At 36.0% G+C, this 20,254-nt stretch carries 17 protein-coding genes, 1 other RNA gene and 1 riboswitch; of the genes, 13 read left to right on the forward strand and 5 right to left on the reverse strand.

Annotated elements, in window-relative coordinates; all coding sequences use genetic code 11:
• Window positions 1-9: 9 nt before the first annotated feature.
• A complete protein-coding gene (locus tag LC095_RS08735; protein WP_226527797.1) occupies window positions 10-519 on the reverse strand; it encodes a DUF4178 domain-containing protein in 510 nt (169 codons plus the stop codon).
• Between the two features lie 230 nt (window positions 520-749).
• On the opposite strand from LC095_RS08735, the gene LC095_RS08740 reads away from it, so the two are divergent.
• The 9 genes from LC095_RS08740 (at window position 750) to LC095_RS08780 (ending at window position 12,277) form a co-directional block, all read left to right on the forward strand.
• Window positions 750-1,742, forward strand: coding sequence for a substrate-binding domain-containing protein (locus LC095_RS08740; protein ID WP_226527798.1), 993 nt, complete (start codon window positions 750-752; stop codon window positions 1,740-1,742).
• A gap of 27 nt (window positions 1,743-1,769) precedes the next feature.
• Window positions 1,770-3,548, forward strand: coding sequence for a sensor histidine kinase (locus LC095_RS08745; RefSeq protein ID WP_226527799.1), 1,779 nt, complete (start codon window positions 1,770-1,772; stop codon window positions 3,546-3,548).
• Window positions 3,549-3,571: 23 nt separating this feature from the next.
• Window positions 3,572-4,789 (forward strand): response regulator, encoded by a 1,218-nt coding sequence (locus LC095_RS08750; RefSeq protein WP_226527800.1) that lies wholly within the window; start codon window positions 3,572-3,574, stop codon window positions 4,787-4,789.
• A gap of 363 nt (window positions 4,790-5,152) precedes the next feature.
• Window positions 5,153-6,235, forward strand: coding sequence for a multiple monosaccharide ABC transporter substrate-binding protein (gene chvE / locus LC095_RS08755; protein ID WP_226527801.1), 1,083 nt, complete (start codon window positions 5,153-5,155; stop codon window positions 6,233-6,235).
• Between the two features lie 41 nt (window positions 6,236-6,276).
• Window positions 6,277-7,812, forward strand: a complete 1,536-nt coding sequence (gene mmsA / locus LC095_RS08760; RefSeq protein ID WP_226527803.1) for a multiple monosaccharide ABC transporter ATP-binding protein — start codon at window positions 6,277-6,279, stop codon at window positions 7,810-7,812.
• 83 nt (window positions 7,813-7,895) lie between these two features.
• Complete coding sequence (gene mmsB, locus LC095_RS08765) at window positions 7,896-9,023, forward strand: multiple monosaccharide ABC transporter permease (RefSeq protein WP_319005787.1); 1,128 nt, start codon at window positions 7,896-7,898, stop codon at window positions 9,021-9,023.
• A gap of 170 nt (window positions 9,024-9,193) precedes the next feature.
• On the forward strand, window positions 9,194-10,306 hold the full coding sequence (locus LC095_RS08770; protein WP_226527804.1) for a GntR family transcriptional regulator: 1,113 nt from the start codon (window positions 9,194-9,196) through the stop codon (window positions 10,304-10,306).
• 50 nt (window positions 10,307-10,356) lie between these two features.
• Window positions 10,357-11,580, forward strand: coding sequence for a sn-glycerol-1-phosphate dehydrogenase (locus tag LC095_RS08775; protein WP_226527805.1), 1,224 nt, complete (start codon window positions 10,357-10,359; stop codon window positions 11,578-11,580).
• A complete protein-coding gene (locus tag LC095_RS08780) occupies window positions 11,573-12,277 on the forward strand; it encodes an HAD family hydrolase (protein WP_226527806.1) in 705 nt (234 codons plus the stop codon). Before LC095_RS08775 ends, LC095_RS08780 begins: the two co-directional genes overlap by 8 nt.
• 49 nt (window positions 12,278-12,326) lie before the next feature.
• On the opposite strand, the gene LC095_RS08785 is transcribed toward LC095_RS08780, so the two are convergent.
• Window positions 12,327-12,578 carry an alpha/beta-type small acid-soluble spore protein gene (locus tag LC095_RS08785; protein ID WP_226527807.1) on the reverse strand — a complete coding sequence of 84 codons (252 nt, stop codon included), beginning with the start codon at window positions 12,576-12,578 and terminating at the stop codon, window positions 12,327-12,329.
• Window positions 12,579-12,668: 90 nt separating this feature from the next.
• On the opposite strand from LC095_RS08785, the gene LC095_RS08790 reads away from it, so the two are divergent.
• Together LC095_RS08790 and ssrS are read left to right on the forward strand one after the other, a co-directional pair.
• Complete coding sequence (locus LC095_RS08790; RefSeq protein ID WP_226527808.1) at window positions 12,669-13,874, forward strand: alanyl-tRNA editing protein; 1,206 nt, start codon at window positions 12,669-12,671, stop codon at window positions 13,872-13,874.
• 59 nt (window positions 13,875-13,933) lie between these two features.
• A non-coding RNA gene (ssrS, locus tag LC095_RS08795) (6S RNA) lies at window positions 13,934-14,123 on the forward strand.
• A gap of 89 nt (window positions 14,124-14,212) precedes the next feature.
• Here ssrS and LC095_RS08800 read toward each other — a convergent pair.
• Window positions 14,213-15,370 carry an ROK family transcriptional regulator gene (locus LC095_RS08800; protein ID WP_226527809.1) on the reverse strand — a complete coding sequence of 386 codons (1,158 nt, stop codon included), beginning with the start codon at window positions 15,368-15,370 and terminating at the stop codon, window positions 14,213-14,215.
• Between the two features lie 221 nt (window positions 15,371-15,591).
• Here LC095_RS08800 and xylB point away from each other — a divergent pair, with 221 nt between their 5' ends.
• A complete protein-coding gene (gene xylB, locus LC095_RS08805; RefSeq protein ID WP_226527811.1) occupies window positions 15,592-17,091 on the forward strand; it encodes a xylulokinase in 1,500 nt (499 codons plus the stop codon).
• A gap of 57 nt (window positions 17,092-17,148) precedes the next feature.
• Here xylB and LC095_RS08810 read toward each other — a convergent pair whose 3' ends face one another.
• Window positions 17,149-17,994: a VanW family protein gene (locus LC095_RS08810; RefSeq protein ID WP_226527846.1), complete on the reverse strand. Its 846-nt coding sequence runs from the start codon at window positions 17,992-17,994 to the stop codon at window positions 17,149-17,151.
• Window positions 17,995-18,030: 36 nt separating this feature from the next.
• Window positions 18,031-18,876, reverse strand: a complete 846-nt coding sequence (locus LC095_RS08815) for a hypothetical protein (RefSeq protein ID WP_226527812.1) — start codon at window positions 18,874-18,876, stop codon at window positions 18,031-18,033.
• Between the two features lie 207 nt (window positions 18,877-19,083).
• On the opposite strand from LC095_RS08815, the gene LC095_RS08820 reads away from it, so the two are divergent.
• Complete coding sequence (locus tag LC095_RS08820; RefSeq protein ID WP_226527813.1) at window positions 19,084-20,052, forward strand: bile acid:sodium symporter family protein; 969 nt, start codon at window positions 19,084-19,086, stop codon at window positions 20,050-20,052.
• A 70-nt stretch (window positions 20,053-20,122) separates the two neighbouring features.
• Window positions 20,123-20,224: riboswitch (TPP riboswitch) on the forward strand.
• Window positions 20,225-20,254 lie beyond the last annotated feature (30 nt).

A 20,254-nucleotide genomic window follows, 5' to 3' on the forward strand; every position in this document is an offset into this window, starting at 1 on the left:
AATATCCTCCTATTTACTTGCAATAATTTTAATTTCATATTGCTCAATATCATATCCACGGCTTACTTCAATTTCACTGCCCCATTTTTCTACAGACAGATAGTTTTCTTCATCATCATCACAATAGTCATAATATTGGCATACCATACCATTTATGTTTTGATTTCGGCCGATTCCTGTTACTCTAGCTGTTCCTGATTCATCTAGATAATAGGTTACTCCCTCAAATTCAATTTTTTTAGGAATTGGTTCCTGAAGCTTTAGTTTTATTTTTTCATACATTCCTAAGTATAGCTCATCATCCATTTCAACACTTAACCAAAGTGTTTTTGAAGTTCCTTCAAGCTGATAGGCATGCCACTTAAAGCCATGATCATCATAGCTGATTTTTCCGACTACTTTATAATCCTCTAAATCATATGTGACAATATCATCTGTTTGAAGGTTGAACATATTTCGTTCTTCTACAGGCTTTTGATTTGTGCTTTTATTGCCAAATAATCTACTGAAAAAACTCATCTATCCACCTCAACTTTTTGTGCTAATGTTTCCTCTTAATATTACGTATGACAATTTAGAAAGTTTCACTAAATTTAAATTTCTATTGAACAGATTTTTTGAGTACAAATAGTTTTATTAGAATATGAAATATTCCTTGTCATTAATTTTTAGGTGCAAGAATGTACGTACAAATGTATAATAAACTCACATGCGAAAATGTAATTTCTATACATCTAGAGGTGAAACTTTTGAAAAAGCTCTTATATGTTTATGGATGTTTATTTTTACTCTTTTTTCTCTACTTGTATAATTTCCACCTAAAGGATACTTTATCAAATACAAATTCAAGTGAACGGTTTCAAGGAGACCGAAGTGAAAAATATGTGATGGTTACATTCTTAGCTGGAATCGATTATTGGAAGAGTGCTATAAAAGGATTTGAAGATGCAGCGGAAGAGCTAGATGTGTCTGTCGAGTATCGCGGAGCTACCCAGTATGATGTTCATGAACAAATCACTGTTTTAGAGCAGGTAATCGCAAGAAAACCGGCCGGAATTGCGATTTCTGCAATCGATCCCTATAAATTAAATACAACGATAAATAAAGCAGTGGATGCCGGGATTCCTGTTGTTTTATTTGATTCAGATGCATCTTCAAGTGAAGCGCTTTCGTTTGTAGGTACAAATAATTTCGCCGCAGGAGAGATTAGCGCTCATAAAATGGCGGAGCTTATGAATGGAAAAGGGAAGGTAGCTGTTATCACTCTGCCAAATCAACTGAATCATCAGGAACGAACAGATGGTTTTGTGGAGACCATTCAAGCTGACTATCCTGAGATGGAAGTTGTTGCGATAAAGGATGGAAAAGGTGATGAGTTGTATTCAGAAGAAGTTACTGCCAATTTGTTAAAAAATGACCCGGAAATACAAGGGATTTTTGCTACAGAAGCTAATGGTGGTGTGGGAATAGCTGAGGCGATCCAAACAGATGAAAATAAAAATGAAATGAAGGTCATTAGCTTTGATACAGATAAACCAACCTTGGATAAAATCCGTGACGGATCCATATCAGCAACAGTGGCACAAGGAACTTGGAATATGGGATATTGGTCTCTTCAATTTTTGTTTCAACAAAACAATGAATTACTGGACATTCAGAAAGACCAACAACTACCCGATTATGTAGATACAGGTGTATCGATTGTGACGAAAGAAAATATCCAAGAATATTATGCAAACTGATTCAGGAAAGAATGAGTGGATGAAGTGATGAAACAACGTTTTTATAAACTAAATAATCTATCAATCAAACACAAAGTCATTGCGTTATTACTAGTGATTAGTATTGTACCTTCTATAGGGTTAGGGTTGTTGACAGGATATACTGTCGAACGCATTTTAGAAAAACAGGCAGCTGATCATACCCTGCAATTGATCGGACAAGTAAATAAAACACTCGAATCATACATGAATAATATGCAAAATGTGAGCTATCTACTTTCTATGGATCCGGAGATTGAAAGGTTTCTTACAACTTCCACCCAACCTAATACTGAGGATGGACGGTATTCAATAAAACAATTTATGCAAGGGCTTTCAACTTTGTATCCCGAAATTGCAGGAATACTGGTTGTCAATAGCAACGGTCAATTTATCAGTAATGAGCTTTATCCTAAGAGCGATAAAAATTTGTCAAAAGAGTCATGGTATAAAGAGGCGGTTGAAAATGAAGGGATCTTTACTATTGTCGGTCATCCAAAGGACAGGAACATAACAAGTCATATAAATTATGAAGATGATGAAGTTGTGACGGTAGTGAGAGCAATATTAGAGCCGGAAACCCAAAAAGTAATGGGTGTTGTATTAATTGACTTAAAACTGCGTGTTATAGCTGAAGCAACTAAAAATATCCGTTTATGGAAGTCAGGTTATTTAATGGTCATTGATCATAATGGAGAGAGCATATACACGCCGGCAAATCCTTTAGTTGTAAACCCTCCAACTCGTTTATTAGAGGAAGAAGATTCCGGGTACTTTTCTGAAACTATAGATGATCAAGGCTTTCAATTCATTTATCAAAAACTTCCGTTTACTAATTGGACAACTGTTGGCATTTTTTCTACAGATGAATCTGTATATGAGGTCAGAACCATCCACTTTTATGTTATCTGTTTTGTATTTTTTGTTTGTTTATTTGGGATTACAGCCTCATATTATCTATCTAACTCTATGTCAAAGCCTATATTTCAGTTGATGTCGTCGATGAAAGAGGTGGAGTCTGGAAATTTATCCATTCAATATGAAAGCGGAAGACAAGATGAAATCGGCATGCTGGGTAAAAGTTTCAATCATATGATAAAGAAAATAAATGAATTGCTATTATTATCAGAAAAGCAAGAACGCCAAAAACGAGAGGCAGAGCTTCGAAGTCTTCAAGCACACATTAAACCGCATTTTCTCTATAACACATTGGATACAATTAGCTGGATGGCGCGTAAACGAGGAGCCGAAGATGTTTCTGATGTTGTGACAGCATTATCAAGATTATTTCGAATTGGTCTTAATAAAGGGCATGATATTATTTATCTTAAAGAGGAAATCACTCATATACAAAGCTATTTGAGCATCCAAAAAGCGAGATATCGGGATAAACTAAAATATTCTATTGACGTGAAAGAGACGTTTCAAGACATTCAAATCCTAAAGCTTATTCTTCAACCAATTGTTGAAAATGCAATCTACCATGGAATAAAAGAGCGGAAAGGACCTGGTCATATATCAATAACTGCAAATGAGGTTGATGAATGTCTATTGTTGATGGTCACAGATGATGGGAAGGGAATTTCTAAGGATAAACTGATAATGCTAAATGAAAGACTCAATTCTCTTTATAAAGAACACGATCAAAAGGTTAATTTCGGCTATGGCATGATGAATGTTCAAGCAAGAATTAAATTAACATATGGAGAAAATTATGGATTGCAGATTGATAGCCTTCCCGATGTTGGAACAACAGTGACTATCCGCCTGCCAATTCATAGGAAATAAAGGTTCAAATGGAGGAACAAAAAGTGAATCATCATTTATTACACGTTTTAATTGCAGATGATGAACCGGTTATTCGTGAAGGGATTCGCGAATCAGTAGATTGGGCATCACTTCAAATGGAAGTAAAAGGAGAGGCAGAGGACGGGGAAGAAGCGTTTGAATTAGCGGTGAAACATTCTGTTGATATCCTTCTGGCAGATTTAAACATGCCTATCATAGATGGAATTACTTTAATTAAACAAGTTCGTGAAAAGCTGCCTGATAGTAAAATCATCATTATTACAGGCCATGATGAATTTTCTTATGCGCAAGAAGCAGTTAGATTAAACGTAGTTGATTATATCTTAAAGCCTGTTGATCCAAATCAATTAAGAGAAGTGCTTGAGCGGGTCCGACAAGACCTGGAAGAGACCTTGCAACAGAAACAATATCTAGATATAGCAAATCAACAAATTGAACGAAATAAATCACTCTTCAGAGAGCAATTTTGCCAGGAGTGGCTACATGGGAATTTTTCTGAGGAGGAAGTAAGAAGCCAGCTTTCTTTTTTACAGCTACCGTCAACTTTTCCAACACACATTGCTGTCATTCAGGCTTCTGAATACCTTGCAAATAAACCGCTAATGAGTGAAAAAGAGAAAAAGAAATTTGAGAAAGCACTTAATGATCAAGTAAAAGAACTGTTGGGAGCGTCTGATCACGTCTTATTTCGTGATGAGATGGGAATGTTTATTTTATTTCTATGGAACGACCATGCAGGAAGTTTATTTGAGAATACAGAACAAACACTAAAAGAACGTCTGAAAACGACCATTCATTTTACCGTAAGGGAAGTGGACTCTAGGCAAGCATCTTTAACAGCGGCTTATAAACATTGTATGGAATCTTTAGAAAATGAGTCTATCATTTCACCTATCGTTCGAAGGGCAAGAGATTATATTGAAGAACACTTTTCGGAACGATCTATTAATTTAGATTTTGTCGCAAATACTTTACAAGTGTCACCAGTGTATCTAAGTAGAACGATTAAACAAGAATTAGGCATCTCCTTTGTCAACCTTGTAACAAACATGAGAATAAAAAGGGCGATTCATTTATTAAATACAACCAATCTCCCTATTGTTGAGATTGCCGAACAAGTAGGCTATGACACACAACATTACTTTAGTACAGCATTTAAAAAAGTAATGGGTGTCTCACCAAATAAATACAGAAAACAAATGGGTATAGAAGTCACATGAAAAGCAGGTAAAAATTTATCTGCTTTTTTTGTGTTTATCTAACTCTTACAAACTTCATTTTTTGCTGTTTTCTCCAAAGATTGTAGCCTATAACTTTTATTTTAACTTTATTGTGGAGAGCAATAGAACGAACAATTTTTACCTAATCTCTTTATTTTAGGACAGTAAGTTTTTGAGAAAAATAGAATTCTTGAAAGCGTTTTAAAATAAGTTAAATAATTATAAAAATAGTTAATTTATTAAAAAGACCAAAAATGTAAGCGGTGATATATTTTAGGTAATTCATTAAATATATGAATGCAATGAAGTGAAGTTCCGACTATCAGGAATGAACACTTTTCGTTAAGAAAGGGGGAATCCTACATGGGAAAGAAAACGTTATCAATAATTCTATTATTTGTCATCATTTTTTCTCTGGCAGGATGTGGAGTTGAAAAGACAACAGGAGAGTCAAAAGGATTTATCGGAATTTCTATGCCAACCAAATCGTCTGAAAGATGGGTGAAGGACGGCGAAAATATGAAGCAAATGTTTGAAGAACTTGGCTATCAAACAGATTTACAATATGCCGAAGATATAATAGAAAATCAAACAGCACAAATTGAAAATATGATTACAAAGGGTGTGGATGTACTAGTTATTGCACCAATTGATGATCGTTCAGGCTTATCAAGTGTATTAGAAAGAGCAAATAAAAGGGGCATTAAAGTCATTTCTTACGACCGCCTCATCCAGCACAGCAAATATGTAGATTATTATGCTACGTTTGATAACTTCAAAGTTGGGGTTTTACAAGGAACATATATTGAAGAGCAACTAAACTTAAAAGAAGAAGAGGGTCCATTCAATATAGAGATTTTCGCAGGGTCACCCGATGACAATAATGCGTACTTCTTCTTTGACGGAGCGATGTCCATTCTAATGCCATATATTGATTCAGGTAAATTGGTTGTGCAAAGTGGACAAACAAAATTCCAACAGGGGGCAACACTTAGATGGGATGGTGCTTTGGCTCAATCGAGAATGGACAACTTATTAAGTGCTTATTACTCATCAGAACGAGTGGATGCTGTGCTATCACCTTACGATGGTATTAGTATCGGTGTTATTTCATCTCTACGTGGAGTTGGGTATGGAAGTGAAGACCAACCGATGCCAGTCATAACAGGACAAGATGCAGAGCTTGCATCAATTAAATCAATCATTAATGAAAGACAAACACAAACCGTGTTCAAGGATACAAGAGAACTAGCGAAAAAGGCGGTAGAAATGGCCAGTGCCCTATTGAACGGCGAACAAGCAGAAGTTAATGATACTGAAACATATCACAATGGTGAAAAAGTCGTTCCAGCCTACCTTTTAAAACCAGTCTCTGTTGATAAAACTAACTATGACTCTGTACTAGTCGAAAGTGGATATTATACAGAAGAACAACTTGGACAATGATCAATCATTCGAAAGAAAAACATTGAATGTAGGTGGGAAAAATGTCAAAGATCATTCTGGAAATGCGGAATATCACAAAAGAGTTTCCGGGTGTAAAAGCACTTGAAAACGTGAACCTAAAAGTAAAAGAAGGAGAAATTCATGCTCTTTGCGGTGAAAATGGGGCAGGTAAATCCACCTTAATGAAGGTATTAAGTGGGGTTTATCCACATGGATCTTATACAGGAGATATTTTATTTAAAGACTCTGTTTGTGAGTTTAAGAATATAAAACAAAGTGAAGAACTTGGGATCGTCATTATCCACCAAGAACTTGCGTTGATCTCGGAGTTGTCAATCGCAGAAAATATTTTTCTCGGAAACGAAATTGCCTCTAAAGGTGTCATTAATTGGAATATCACTGCGATGAAAACACGTGAATTGCTGCAAAAGGTAGGACTAACCGAATCACCAAATACCAAGGTCGATGACATTGGAGTCGGAAAACAACAATTAGTCGAAATCGCGAAAGCGTTATCAAAGGAAGTGAAGCTGCTTATCCTTGATGAGCCAACAGCTTCATTAAATGAAGATGATAGTGAAAATCTATTAAATCTTTTGTTAGAGTTCAAAAAACAAGGAATGTCGGCAATTATCATCTCTCATAAATTAAATGAGATTGAAAGGGTAGCGGATTCAATCACAATTCTACGTGACGGACAAACAATTGAAACACTTGATGTGAAAAAAGACAATGTTACGGAAGATCGCATTATAAAAGGCATGGTTGGAAGGGATTTAACTAACCGTTATCCTGAACGAACTCCTAAAATCGGAGAAACATTCTTTGAAGTGAAAAACTGGAATGTATATCATCCTTTACACTCAGATCGAAAAGTAATCGATGATGTTACGATCTCCATTCGAAAGGGAGAAATTGTAGGAATTGCCGGACTAATGGGGGCTGGTCGTACAGAGCTTGCTATGAGTATCTTCGGGAAATCATATGGAAAGAAGATTACCGGACAAATTTTCAAGGATGGAGCAGAAGTTGAATTTAACGATGTTACATCAGCAATTAACCAAGGGATGGCATATGTTTCAGAGGATCGTAAAGGAAACGGTCTCATTCTAATGGATGATATTAGACAAAATATTACACTAGCAAGCTTAGATAAAATTTCAAACCAATCAATCTTAGACAAAAATAAAGAGATTATGGTTGCTGAAGAATATAAAAAGAAATTACGTATAAAAACACCGAGTATCTACCAAAAGGCAGGAAATTTAAGTGGTGGAAATCAACAAAAGATTGTATTAAGTAAATGGATTTTCTCTGAACCGGATATTTTAATTTTAGATGAGCCAACACGAGGAATTGATGTAGGGGCCAAGTATGAAATTTACTCTATTATCAATGACCTGGCGATGGCCGGAAAAGGAATTCTTATGATTTCCTCAGAGCTACCGGAATTATTAGGCATGTGTGACCGAATCTATGTGATGAATGAGGGAAATATCACTGGTGAAGTAACAAAAGAAGAAGCGAATCAAGAAAAGCTTATGACTTATATGACAAAAAGTAAGGTAAGGAGGTAGTTATGATGCAACCGCAAAATCAACTACAAAAAACACCGGGATTAAACAATGACTCAATTTGGAAATCAGTAATTCAAAACAATATGCGTCAATATAGCATGATCATTGCATTAGTCTTTATTATGATTTTGTTTCAAGTTTTAACAGATGGGTTACTATTAAAACCGCTAAATATTACAAATTTAATTTTGCAAAATAGCTATATTTTAGTTTTGGCTATTGGAATGGTATTAGTTATTATCACAGGGCATATTGACTTATCGGTTGGTTCTGTTGCAGCCTTTGTTGGAGCAATATCAGCTATTTTGATGGTAAACTATGAAATGCCAACCTTCCTGGCAGTTATCATCTCTTTACTAGTAGGAGCCATTATCGGCGCATGGCAAGGGTTTTGGATCGCTTATGTGAAAATTCCAGCGTTTATCGTAACATTGGCAGGAATGCTATTGTTCAGAGGTGCGACGATGATCGTCCTTGAAGGAAAATCCATTGCGCCATTCCCTGAATCTTTCCAAAAAATTAGCTCAGGATTTATCCCTGATATCGGAAGCGGCTCAATCCATGTTTTAACACTAATTATTGGTTTTGCTTTATCAATTATTTATGTTTTCACCCAAATAAAAAGCAGACGAACAGAATTGAAATATAATGTTGAAGTTTCCTCAACAGGTATGTTTGTTTTAAAACTTGTTGGACTCGTGGCAATTTTAAACATTTTTACGTATGTATTAGCAACGTATGAGGGAATTCCTAATATTTTAATTATCCTCGGAGTTTTAATTATTCTTTATACATTTGTTACAAATAAAACAAAGGCAGGTCGTCATGTTTATGCAATTGGAGGTAACGAAAAAGCTGCACAGTTATCAGGAATTAAAACAAAACGCATGACATTCTGGGTTTTCGTTAATATGGGTGTACTTTCTGCACTATCAGGTCTATTATTTGCAGCACGTTTAAATGCTGCAACACCTAAAGCGGGTAACTTATTTGAACTAGATGCAATCGCTGCATGCTTTATCGGCGGAGCATCTGCATATGGAGGAATTGGAACGGTTCCTGGTGCTATTATCGGCGGTCTTGTTATGGGAATCATGAATAACGGGATGTCATTACTAGGATTGGGAATTGACTGGCAGCAAGGTATTAAAGGGTTGGTATTACTACTTGCTGTAGCATTTGATATCTATAATAAAAATAAAGCTTCTTAAATAAGTAAAAGGGATTCGGTCAATTGATGCCGATCCCTTTTTACTATTCAGAATCATCTTCTACTAATATTCGCAACAAGTCATTTTAAATGTCTGCTTCATAGTATATAATGAAATTAGTTGTACGAATAAGTTAGTGCGGAAACATACAAGCTGAAAGTGGTGACAGAATGGCACAGCAAACGAAAGTCAGCATGGTGAAACAAAAAGTCAAAGAGTGGATTACTGAGGGAAAGGTTTTGCCAGGAGAAAAAATTCATTCGGAAAATGAACTTGTGAAACTTTTTGAAGTGAGTAGACACACGGTAAGACAAGCTGTTGGTGATCTAGTTCATGAAGGGTGGTTGTACCGTGAGCAGGGAGCGGGTACCTTTGTCTCGCAACGCCGAAAAAAAAATCCAAGCCCAACTGGCAAAAATATCGGTGTGATAACAACCTATGTGACAGACTATATCTTTCCTTCTATTATAAAAGGAATAGAATCATATTTATCAGATCATGGTTACTCCTTAACATTTGCTTGTACTGACAACAATCCTGATAAAGAAAGGATATGTCTGGAATCAATGTTAAGCCGTAATATTGATGGGTTAATTGTTGAGCCAACGAGAAGCAGCAGCTATAATCCTAATCTTCATTACTATTTACAAATGGAACAAAATGAGATTCCTTATTTAATGATCAATCAATATTATCCACAATTAAATCCCCCTCATCTCATTCTCAACGATGAGAAAGGTGGTTTTATAGCAACTGAACATTTGATCAAGCAGGGTCATCGAAAAATAATCGGGCTCTTTAAAAGTGATGATATTCAGGGGTTAAACAGGATGCAAGGGTTTATTAGAGCTTTTCGTGAAAATGAAATCTCATTTTTTCCCGAGATGATCATTACATATACCACTGAGGAGAAAGACAAAATTTTAGTCAACAAACTAAAAGATGTCCTCATTTCAGAAGAAAAGAAGCCAACAGGAATTGTTTGCTACAATGATGAAATAGCGATTAGTGTGTTGAATGTTTTACGGGAACTTGAATTAAAGGTACCTGAAGATATTTCAATTGTAGGATATGATGATTCGTACCTTGCAGAAGCATCTGAAACGAAAATTACATCTGTTACTCATCCAAAAACAGAGATGGGATTGGAAGCGGCACAATGGATTGTTGCAGCAGTAGAAAACCGCGAAAGGAAAATCGTGGAGAATAATCAAAAAATCTATGAGCCTGAGTTAGTTATTCGAAATTCAACAAGATCTATCCCAACTAATCATTTAATTTGATTTATTTTTTGATTTTGGTTCGAAAACCGAAAAACTAAGGGGGATGTGTAGTGATTACACTAAATGATTTAAAGGAACAATCGAAAGCATGTACATGTGGAAACAAGCATATTGATGTGGCCATCGAAAAGGTGGTCATTAGCCATAATGCCTTAACAGAAACAATTACATATCTGTCAGAAAAGAACTTTCAACATGTAACAGTCGTTGCTGACTCAACAACTTATCAAGTCGCAGGAAAAAAGCTTACCTCTCTGCTTATAGAATCTACTATTCCTCATCAAGTTGTTGTTATTCAACCAAATGATCAAGGTGATGTAGTGGCTGATGAGGTCTCATTAATTGAGGCCATGCTTGGTATACCACAAGAGACTGATGTTGTTATTGCTGTTGGAGCGGGAACAATTCATGATATCACGAGATTCTCCAGCTATAAAATGGGAAAACCATTTATCTCAGTCCCCACAGCACCTTCAGTGGACGGATTTAACTCAATGGGAGCACCTGTTGTTATTAAAGGAATGAAAACCACGTATCAAATGCAAACTCCCATTGCATTATTTGCTGATATATCAATTCTACAAGCTGCTCCCAAAGAAATGATTGCTGCGGGATTTGGGGATATGATTGGTAAGTATACATCACTAGCAGATTGGAGGTTTTCCCATCTGGTAAATGGAGAGCCATATTGCCCGTTATCTGCTAGATTAACGAGAGAAGCGTTGAAAGAATGCGAAAATCATGTTAATGAAATTGCTCAAGGTGATCGTAAAGGAATCAGGATTCTCATTGAAGCTTTGATTCAATCAGGCTATGCTATGCTAATCGTCGGTCATTCATCTCCGGCATCAGGTGGTGAACATCATGTGTCCCATTTTTGGGAAATGAAGTTTCTTCAACAACAAAAGCCACAGGTTTTGCATGGAGCTAAGGTCGGTGTTTCTTCACAGGTTATTCTAGATTTGTATAAAAAGAGATTCAAAGAACTTGTTGCTAGTAAGCAACAGTTAGAAGCACTTCCTGCTGGAAAAACAGACGAATTATTGAAAGTGTTAGAAAACCGAGATGAGATATTAACTGTTTTAGCTTCATTACCGGAAAGTTCTTACATTGGTGATCAACTAGGAAAGCTGGGTGGTGCAGTTAAACCACGGGATTTAGGAATTGACGAACAGTTAGTGATCGAAAGTGTTAAGAATGCTCATAAAATAAGAAGCCGCTACACGATGTTAAAATTTTGGAATGAACATACTGGAGCGCATCAACATGCATAGTATTACAAGTGCAGATTCTGTCTTTTTTGATTTGGATGATACTTTATATGATCAATTATTACCTTTCGAAAAAGCGTTAATAAACCAGCAAATAGAATTGGAAAAATCACAAATCGTACCGTTTTATAAACAAGTACGCTATTATAGTGATGTGCTATGGAAGCTTCATGTAAAAGGATCACTTAATTTAGAAGAGCTTCGAATTGAGAGGCTAACTTCTGCATGTAAAGACTTCGGTATCTTATTATCAAAAGAAAAAGCCATAGCTATTCAAGAACGTTATGAATATGAGCAAAAGATAATTACACCATTTTCAGAAATACCGTCCCTTCTTACGTCTCTGCAGGACAAGGGGAAGGTTGTTGGTGTTATTACAAATGGACCTGTTGCTCATCAGATGAAGAAATTAATCGCCTTAGGGATTGATCGTATCATACCTGAAGAACGAATGTTTGTTTCTGATGGTATAGGGATTGCTAAACCAGATAAACGAGTATTCGAATATGTTCAAATAAAATTAAATCTTACTCCAAGTAAATGTCTATATATTGGTGATACATGGGAAAATGATATTGTCCCACCAATAGAAGCAGGGTGGAATTGTATTTGGTTCAATCATCGAAAAAGAAAACCACAAACACATCATCTCCCGAATGAAACAGTTACAGAGATTGATGAGTTATTACAATTAAAATAACAACATGAAAAAGGATGAAGTGTTAAAAACATTTCATCCTTTTTCTACTTTATTTCTGCTTCAACTGCTGTTCTGCTAATTTTATCATTTCTCGAACCATATTGCCCCCGAGCTTCCCGCCTATTTTGCCGGCTTGTTTAGATGTTAAATCCCCATTATTTCCATCACTTAATGGAATTCCCAGTTCTTTTGCTGCCTCAAATTTTGCTTCATTTGCGGTGTTACTGTTTGCTACTTTTGCCTTTAATTGATTTACTTGATCTCTCGACTCAGGGACAAGTAACTTGTTTCGCTTTGCCATCACATTCCCCCCTTTGTTTATAGTTTTTCTAGTATCGGCTGAATCTATGCTATAGTAAAAATAAATCTCTATTAAAGTGAGTGTTAGTATATGACGAGAAAATTGTTTTATGACGATGCCTACCAAACGTCTTTTAACTCGGAAGTTGAGAAAAGAGGGATCGATGATAATGGTAGAAATTATATTGTTTTAAAGGAAACAGCCTTCTTTCCGACTGGAGGAGGACAGCCGCACGACACTGGAACAATAAACGGAAAAAGTGTTATAGATGTAGAGGAAGTAGAAGGAGAGTTGCGACACTACTTTGAAGGACCTTCAACAGAAATGGAAGCAATTGTTGGTCAAATTGATTGGAAACGTCGTTTTGATCATATGCAGCAACATGCAGGTCAACACCTTTTAACAGCAGTTTTTGAGGATCAGCTTGGGTATAAAACGAAAAGTTTTCACCTCGGAAAGGAACTGTCTACAATTGATCTTGATACTAAAACTCTTACAACCGAAGAGATACAGATGGCTGAGGAGTTAACAAATCAACTTATTTTGGAAAATCGACCTATTCATACGAAGTGGATTAAGGATACTGAAGAATTATTGACATATACTCTTCGTAAAGATCTGGCTGTCTCTGAAAATATTCGCCTTGTAGTCATTCCTGAAATTGATTATAACGGTTGTGGTGGTACACATCCGGAATCTACAGGTGAGATCAGTGCTTTAAAGATTCTCCATTATGAAAAACAGAAAAAGCTAGTACGTGTTCATTTTGTTTGTGGTAATAGAGTACTGAAACAACTGAATAAGAAGCATGAAATCATTCAAAAACTAAGCTCACAACTTAGTGCTCCACAGGAACAATTAGATGTGGCCGTTGATAGACTTCTGCAAACAACAAAACATTTAGAAGACAAAGTTAATGAACTAACCACAAAGACTATTCAATTTGAAGCTAAGGAGCTTTTTTTGAAAGCAGAGCCCTTATCTGAACAATTTTTAGTTAAAGAAGTTTTTCAGGACAGACCAATCGAAGACTTGCAAAATCTTGCGAAGGATCTGGTAACAAACCAATCTAACCTTATCGTTACTCTCATTTGTAAGCAACAAGATAAAATTCAGATTGTTTGTGCACGTACTGATGACGTAGACATTAATTTGAACATAGTGTTAAAGGCAGTATTACCATTGATTCATGGAAAAGGAGGAGGAAGACCTTCTTTTGTCCAGGGAGGCGGAGAAAGTGTACTACCTTCAGAAGAGCTTATGAAGCTACTAATCGAAACGATAAAATCAACATGAACATGAAAAATGTCAAAATATCCTATTGCATTCATCTATTATTTCTAGTATTATAACTATACAAGCTGCGCTGTACGCATCCTTTATAAAGTTTTAACCTTTAAGCTGAAATAGGGAGTTTTACATTGAAGTCGGAATATCATGCCTCCATTATGTTGAGGACGATACGAAACCTTCTGCGAACACCCACTTGTAGGAGTGGTGGTTTAAAACTCTATAATTTTACGATGCGGCAATCGCGGCAAAACCCTTTATAACAAACAATCCGGTTTCCAATAGGAATCCGGATTTTTTTGTGCTATTAAGATGGAATTGTTTCAGAGAAGCAAGAACTACGTTTAAAATTCCTGTAATTCTCTATGGATAAAACTCTCAGTTGTAAGTGCTGCAACACCTAGTGCAGCTGAGTGGGTAGAATGCTTTGAAAAATCAATCTGTAAATCCTGTTGCTGGAAAAAGAGTGATTGAGAGTAAACAATATCTAAAACTGGCTGTTTTATCCACTCTTCGGCCATTGCTAATCGATTACCAATAATGATTTGCTCAGGATTAAAAGTATTGATAATATTATTGATTCCATAGCCGAGATAAGTTCCAATTTCATGAAAAAGTGATATAGCCTTTTCGTCTTTTTCCTTTGCCATGGTAATTAATTCTTCTAGGCTAATCTCTGTTTCTGATCGTTTTAGGAGTGCATGCTCAGAAGCATATGTTTCCCAACAGCCCCTACTGCCACATCTGCAAGGAATACCATTTATTTCAATGACCATATGACCAAGCTCACCAGAGAATCCATTAAGGCCCTGGTATAATTCATTGTTAAGAATTAAACCAACACCAATTCCAATCCCTGCACTTACATACACAATATCTTTATAGTCATGTCCAACACCAAATTGCTTTTCGCCATATGCTCCTGCATTGGCTTCATTCATAATGATAACCGGTAGCTGAAATTCTTCCTCTAATAATGATTTTATTTCGCAATTTTTCCATCCGAGGTTTGGTGCAAGGAGGATGTTTCCTTGTTTATCGACAATTCCGGGTATCCCGATCCCGATCCCGACAACTCCATAAGGTGTGTTGGGTAGATCTTTCATTAAAAAAATAATCATATTTCTTATCTGTTCGTTCACTGCCAGAAAATCAGTATTTTTCACTTTTACATGATGTTCAATGACAATACTTCCTTTTAGGTCAGTGACAACACCCAGAATATAATTCACGCCTAGATCAATTCCAATTGAATAGCCAGCTGTTGAATGGTAGTGAAGGAGAACCGGCCTGCGTCCACCACTTGATTCACCTGGACCAGATTCATACACTAACTCTTTTTCTAACAACTCATTTACAAGTGAGGAGACTGTTGCTTTATTTAATCCAGATTGCTGGGCAATATCTGCTCTTGAAATGGGCTCCTGCTGGGTAATCGTTTGAAAAACAAGCGCTGTATTATTTTTCTTTACAACTTGCTGATTCCAAGTAATAGACTTCAAATGCTTCACCTATTTTCAATGTTATTCTACTTTTTATTATAGTACAAACTTAGTTTAATGGATAGACAAACTTTACTCTCAATGATATAATTTTAACTAGTTTTTGGAGTAGTAGACACATCAACAGATCAGTATTGTAAGGGTTTACTTACACGAGAATTATACCGTTGATAAGAAGTATAAATTTATTTTGATAAATAAGAAACAATGGGGGAGACAATATGAAATATGTAATTGGGGTCGATTTAGGTACAAGTGCAGTAAAAGTAATATTAATGGATCAACAAGGAACAATTGCACAAGAAGTTTCAAAATCCTATCCTTTGATTCATGAAAAGTCAGGTTACAGTGAGCAGGAACCCGAGCAATGGGTTGAAAAAACAAGAGAAGGACTTGCCGAACTTGTTCAAAAATTCAAAGGTAATGTGGCTGATATTGAAGGGATTAGTTTTTCAGGACAAATGCATGGACTCGTTCTTCTTGATAACAACAATCAAGTTTTAAGAAATGCTATCCTTTGGAATGATGTAAGAACAACTGATCAATGTCAAAGAATTTATGAGGTTGTCGGTACTGAGCGCTTACTAGACATAACAAAAAATCCGGCATTGGAAGGATTTACACTACCTAAAATTTTATGGGTTAAAGAGCATGAACCTCAAATTTTTGAAAAAGCAGCTGTATTTATGCTACCGAAGGATTATCTTCGCTTTCGTATGACTGGAAAGGTACATAGTGAATATTCAGATGCGGCAGGAACATTATTGTTAAATGTCGGAGAGAAGACATGGAGTCAAGATATTTGTGATTTATTCGAACTGAATATTGATTTTTGTCCGCCATTGGTAGAATCACATGAATGTGTGGGTCAAATTACCGAGGAATATGCCCGTCAAACCGGTCTTTCAACAGAAACAAAGGTATTTGCCGGTGGTGCTGATAATGCATGTGGTGCAATTGGTTCAGGTATTTTATCGGAAGGTAATACCCTTTGTAGTGTAGGTACATCAGGTGTTGTACTATCATACGAAGAACGTAATGATCGTGACTTTTCAGGAAAAGTTCATTATTTTAATCATGGAAAAGAAAATGCCTTCTATACGATGGGGGTTACACTTGCAGCTGGATATAGTTTAAGCTGGTTTAAGGATGTATTTGCTGAGAATGAATCATTTGAGGCTTTGTTAGACGGGATTGGAGATGTACCAGTTGGATCAAATGGTTTGCTGTTTACTCCATACTTGGTAGGTGAAAGAACTCCTCATGCCGATCCTACGATACGGGCCAGCTTTATTGGAATGGAAGGATCACATAAGAAAAAGGATTTTGCACGTGCTGTTATAGAGGGAATTACATTTTCACTTAATGAGTCAATAAATATTTTCCGTGAAAGCGGAAAAGAAATAGGGAGTGTAATTTCAATAGGCGGGGGAGCAAAAAATGATACATGGCTCCAAATTCAAGCAGATGTTTTCAACGCTAAAATTATCAAGTTAAAAAGTGAGCAAGGACCGGGTATTGGTGCTGCCATTCTTGCGGCATATGGAGCAGGTTGGGCTGAATCATTACAAAGAATTGCTGATATCTTCATTCAGCCTGAAAAAACATATGAACCAATTCCAGAGAATGTTGAAAAATATAAAGAACTTTTTACACTTTATAAAGAAGTTTATAACCAGACAAAATCACTAAATGAAGGGCTGAAAGCCTTTAGAAAGTAAAACATAAGCATAAGGATCAGGAGCTCATGGTAGAAGAGAGACCTGATCCTTTTTCTGTTATTGAATTTGAATTGTATCAGAAGAAAAAATGGTGACAATAAGTTGTCCACCAATCACCTTGGAACGGACAAGTAAAGGTTGATTATATTCGTTCTTAAATGTGAAATCTGGTCCATACCAACTAACAGTTGCGTCCCGATTTGGAGGTACGTATGGAACTTTCCGACTATGAGAGTATCGCTCGAGAATCTTGACACCGGCTTTATCTACTGCATTGAAAAGGGTTGATGATACTTGACAAATTCCCCCTCCAATCCCTTCGGATAATTCTCCTCTAACTATTACTGGAGCTGGTAAGTAACCTTTTTCGACTGTTCTTTTACCTACCACTGCATTAAACGAGAAAATCTCTCCGGGAAAGATAACATAATTATTTATAGCATCTGACGCCAATTTAATATTATGAGTTCTTTCTCCATTTCTGCTATTAAAGAAAGTGACATATTGACCAACCATCTTTTCCTTAATAGAAGAAAGGAGTTCGCTATCTACCTTTGGATAAAGTGTTTCTGTTGGTAATTCAATTGTTGAAGGGCCTTCGGAAAAATAGCGTGTATAAAATGTTTTCTTCCACAATTCACGATTTAATTTTAGCCCCGTTTTTTCACTAATTAGTCGTCCATGAGGATCTAGAGACGCGTTTATCGGTTCTCTGAAAACGTTGGATTCTAATGAATCAGTTAACACATTAAATTTTGATTCATCAATAAAATCATAATGAAAAGGAGAAAGAGCAACTTCAGAACGATGCAATGATTTGATTTCTTTTCCTTCATAAGTGATCGACAGATTATCAGATACTTCTACAGGTTGTCCGATCAGCATGAATAGTGCAAGTAACATATACAAATAAATTCAACCTCCGATTTCTTCCTGGATCTAGGATTTCGGTATTTTTTCCAAGAAAGGGTCAACTATAACCTTCCATGAGGAAAACGGGGAGATTCTCACTAAGGTAAAGGTTTGTTTCACTTTCACTGGACCTACAGTCTTTAAGTAAATTTTTATATCAGCAGAGACTTTTTTGGAGAGGGAGGGTGGAGCATCTTGGCTTGTCTCTTTTATTGACCATTGCATTCCTTCAATATCATTTAAAAATACAAATGATTGATTTAGATTTTTATGATTGGATAAAACCATTTTCTTACTTAATTCTTTATCATTGTTTTTAACAGTTAACAGAAATACTTCTAATGATTGTTCAGGTGTTAGTGTTGAGACATATTCATCAAATTTTCCTGCAGCCTTTAAGATCATAATATGATGTGACAAATCCAGTTTACCTGTTCGATGTGTTTTACTTTCTGAAAAGTGAATGCAAAAATGACCGGGAAAACCATTTTGGAGTGCTCCTGCTCCATGTGGCATTCCATGCATTGAAGCAGGAATAAGACGGTCTTTGACTTGAATAAGAACGGCACGTCGCCGCCAGCTCCAATTGCCGTTATAAATTGCTTTCATAATAACTGTATCTTCTTTTGTTAAAGGTTGTACATCGGCATGACCGCTTCCAGCTCTTCTTTGAACATCAAATTTCTTTCCGGTATCCACATCAATGACTGTAAACGTAGATTGACGGGGAATCACTTTCTTCACTTCTTCCCAAATAGGTAGTTCCGGTTCAAAGCTAATGGGATGAACAGATGCCTTATCGCCTGTTATTCCATATGTATGTTTATAAGTTAGGGATAAAAGAAATAAGCAAATAACTAAGGTTTTTTTCAACTTCCTTCAACTCCATTGCTAGCATTCATTACGTTTATTTTGCGTAAAATTTCGTAAATCATCGCAATTTAATAAAGGAAAGATATAGAAATTTTTTACATCTTGTAGATGATAGTCATTTGAAAGCACAAATGACTTCTACTTTCTGGTACAATTGCATAGACATAGTTTTTCATCATGATATTTTTCCGAATAGGAGAATGCATTATGCTATATAAAATAAATCGACAGCTTGAAAAGTGGATGCCTGTCATTACACCAATCAGTGTAGTAACAGGTGTGTTACTAGCAGATAAGCTGTTAGCTTTAACATTTCTCATTCCATGGTTATTTGCCTTTATGACGTTAACAGGCAGTCTCGGGTCAAATTTTTCATCACTTAAAGGAGTCATTAAAAAACCCCTCCCATTATTTGTGATTATTTTGTTATTGCATTTAATTATGCCTTTAATTGCTTGGTTAGTCGGCCAAAGTTTTTATCCTAATGATCATTTAACAATTACCGGTTTTGTCTTAGCTTCTGTCATTCCAACAGGAATTACAAGCTTCATATGGGTAACGATTTATAAAGGGAATATTGGACTTGCTTTATCCATTATTTTATTTGATACCATGTTGTCACCTTTTTTAGTGCCATTTACACTATCTCTTTTTGTTGGTCAAAATGTACAAATTAATGTCATGGATATTATGTATGGATTATTCTTTATGGTTGTTATTCCTTCGCTTTTAGGTATGTTGACAAATCATCTTACGAAAGGGAAAAGTGTTAAGGCTGGCAAAACATTAGCACCGTTTTCAAAGCTTGCTCTTGCCACTGTCGTTATGATAAACGGAGCTGTTATCTCTCCTTATATAAAAGAATTTAGTGTTAAATTAATATTAATCGCGTTAACAGTGTTTTTTCTGGCATGCTTAGGGTATGTTATTGCATGGGGATTAGGAATTTTATTTAAAAGAGACAGGGAGACACAGGTTGTGATGTTGTTTACAGGCGGTATGCGCAATATTAGTGCCGGTGCAGTCATTGCTGTTCAGTATTTTCCGGCAGCAGTCGCGGTACCCGTTGTTCTGGGGATGTTATTCCAACAAATATTAGCCTCCTTATTTGGTTTTTTGTTTCACATATTAGATCAGAAACAAGCTGTGAAAGATCATTTTTCTGCTACACAATAACAATATAGCATTGCCAAAAAGGAAAGATTATGTTAAAAATAATGAGAATCAACTAATTTTATATCTATAGAATCACCACTAGGGGAGCTGTTAAAGCTGAGAGAGGCAAACGCCTTGACCCTTATTACCTGATCTAGATAATACTAGCGGAGGGAAGCGGTGTTTGAGTACATATTTGGTAGATTTGTAGACTTGATGCTCT

This window comes from Metabacillus niabensis (assembly GCF_020524345.1).
GTDB classification, from domain to species: Bacteria; Bacillota; Bacilli; order Bacillales; family Bacillaceae; genus Metabacillus; species Metabacillus niabensis_B.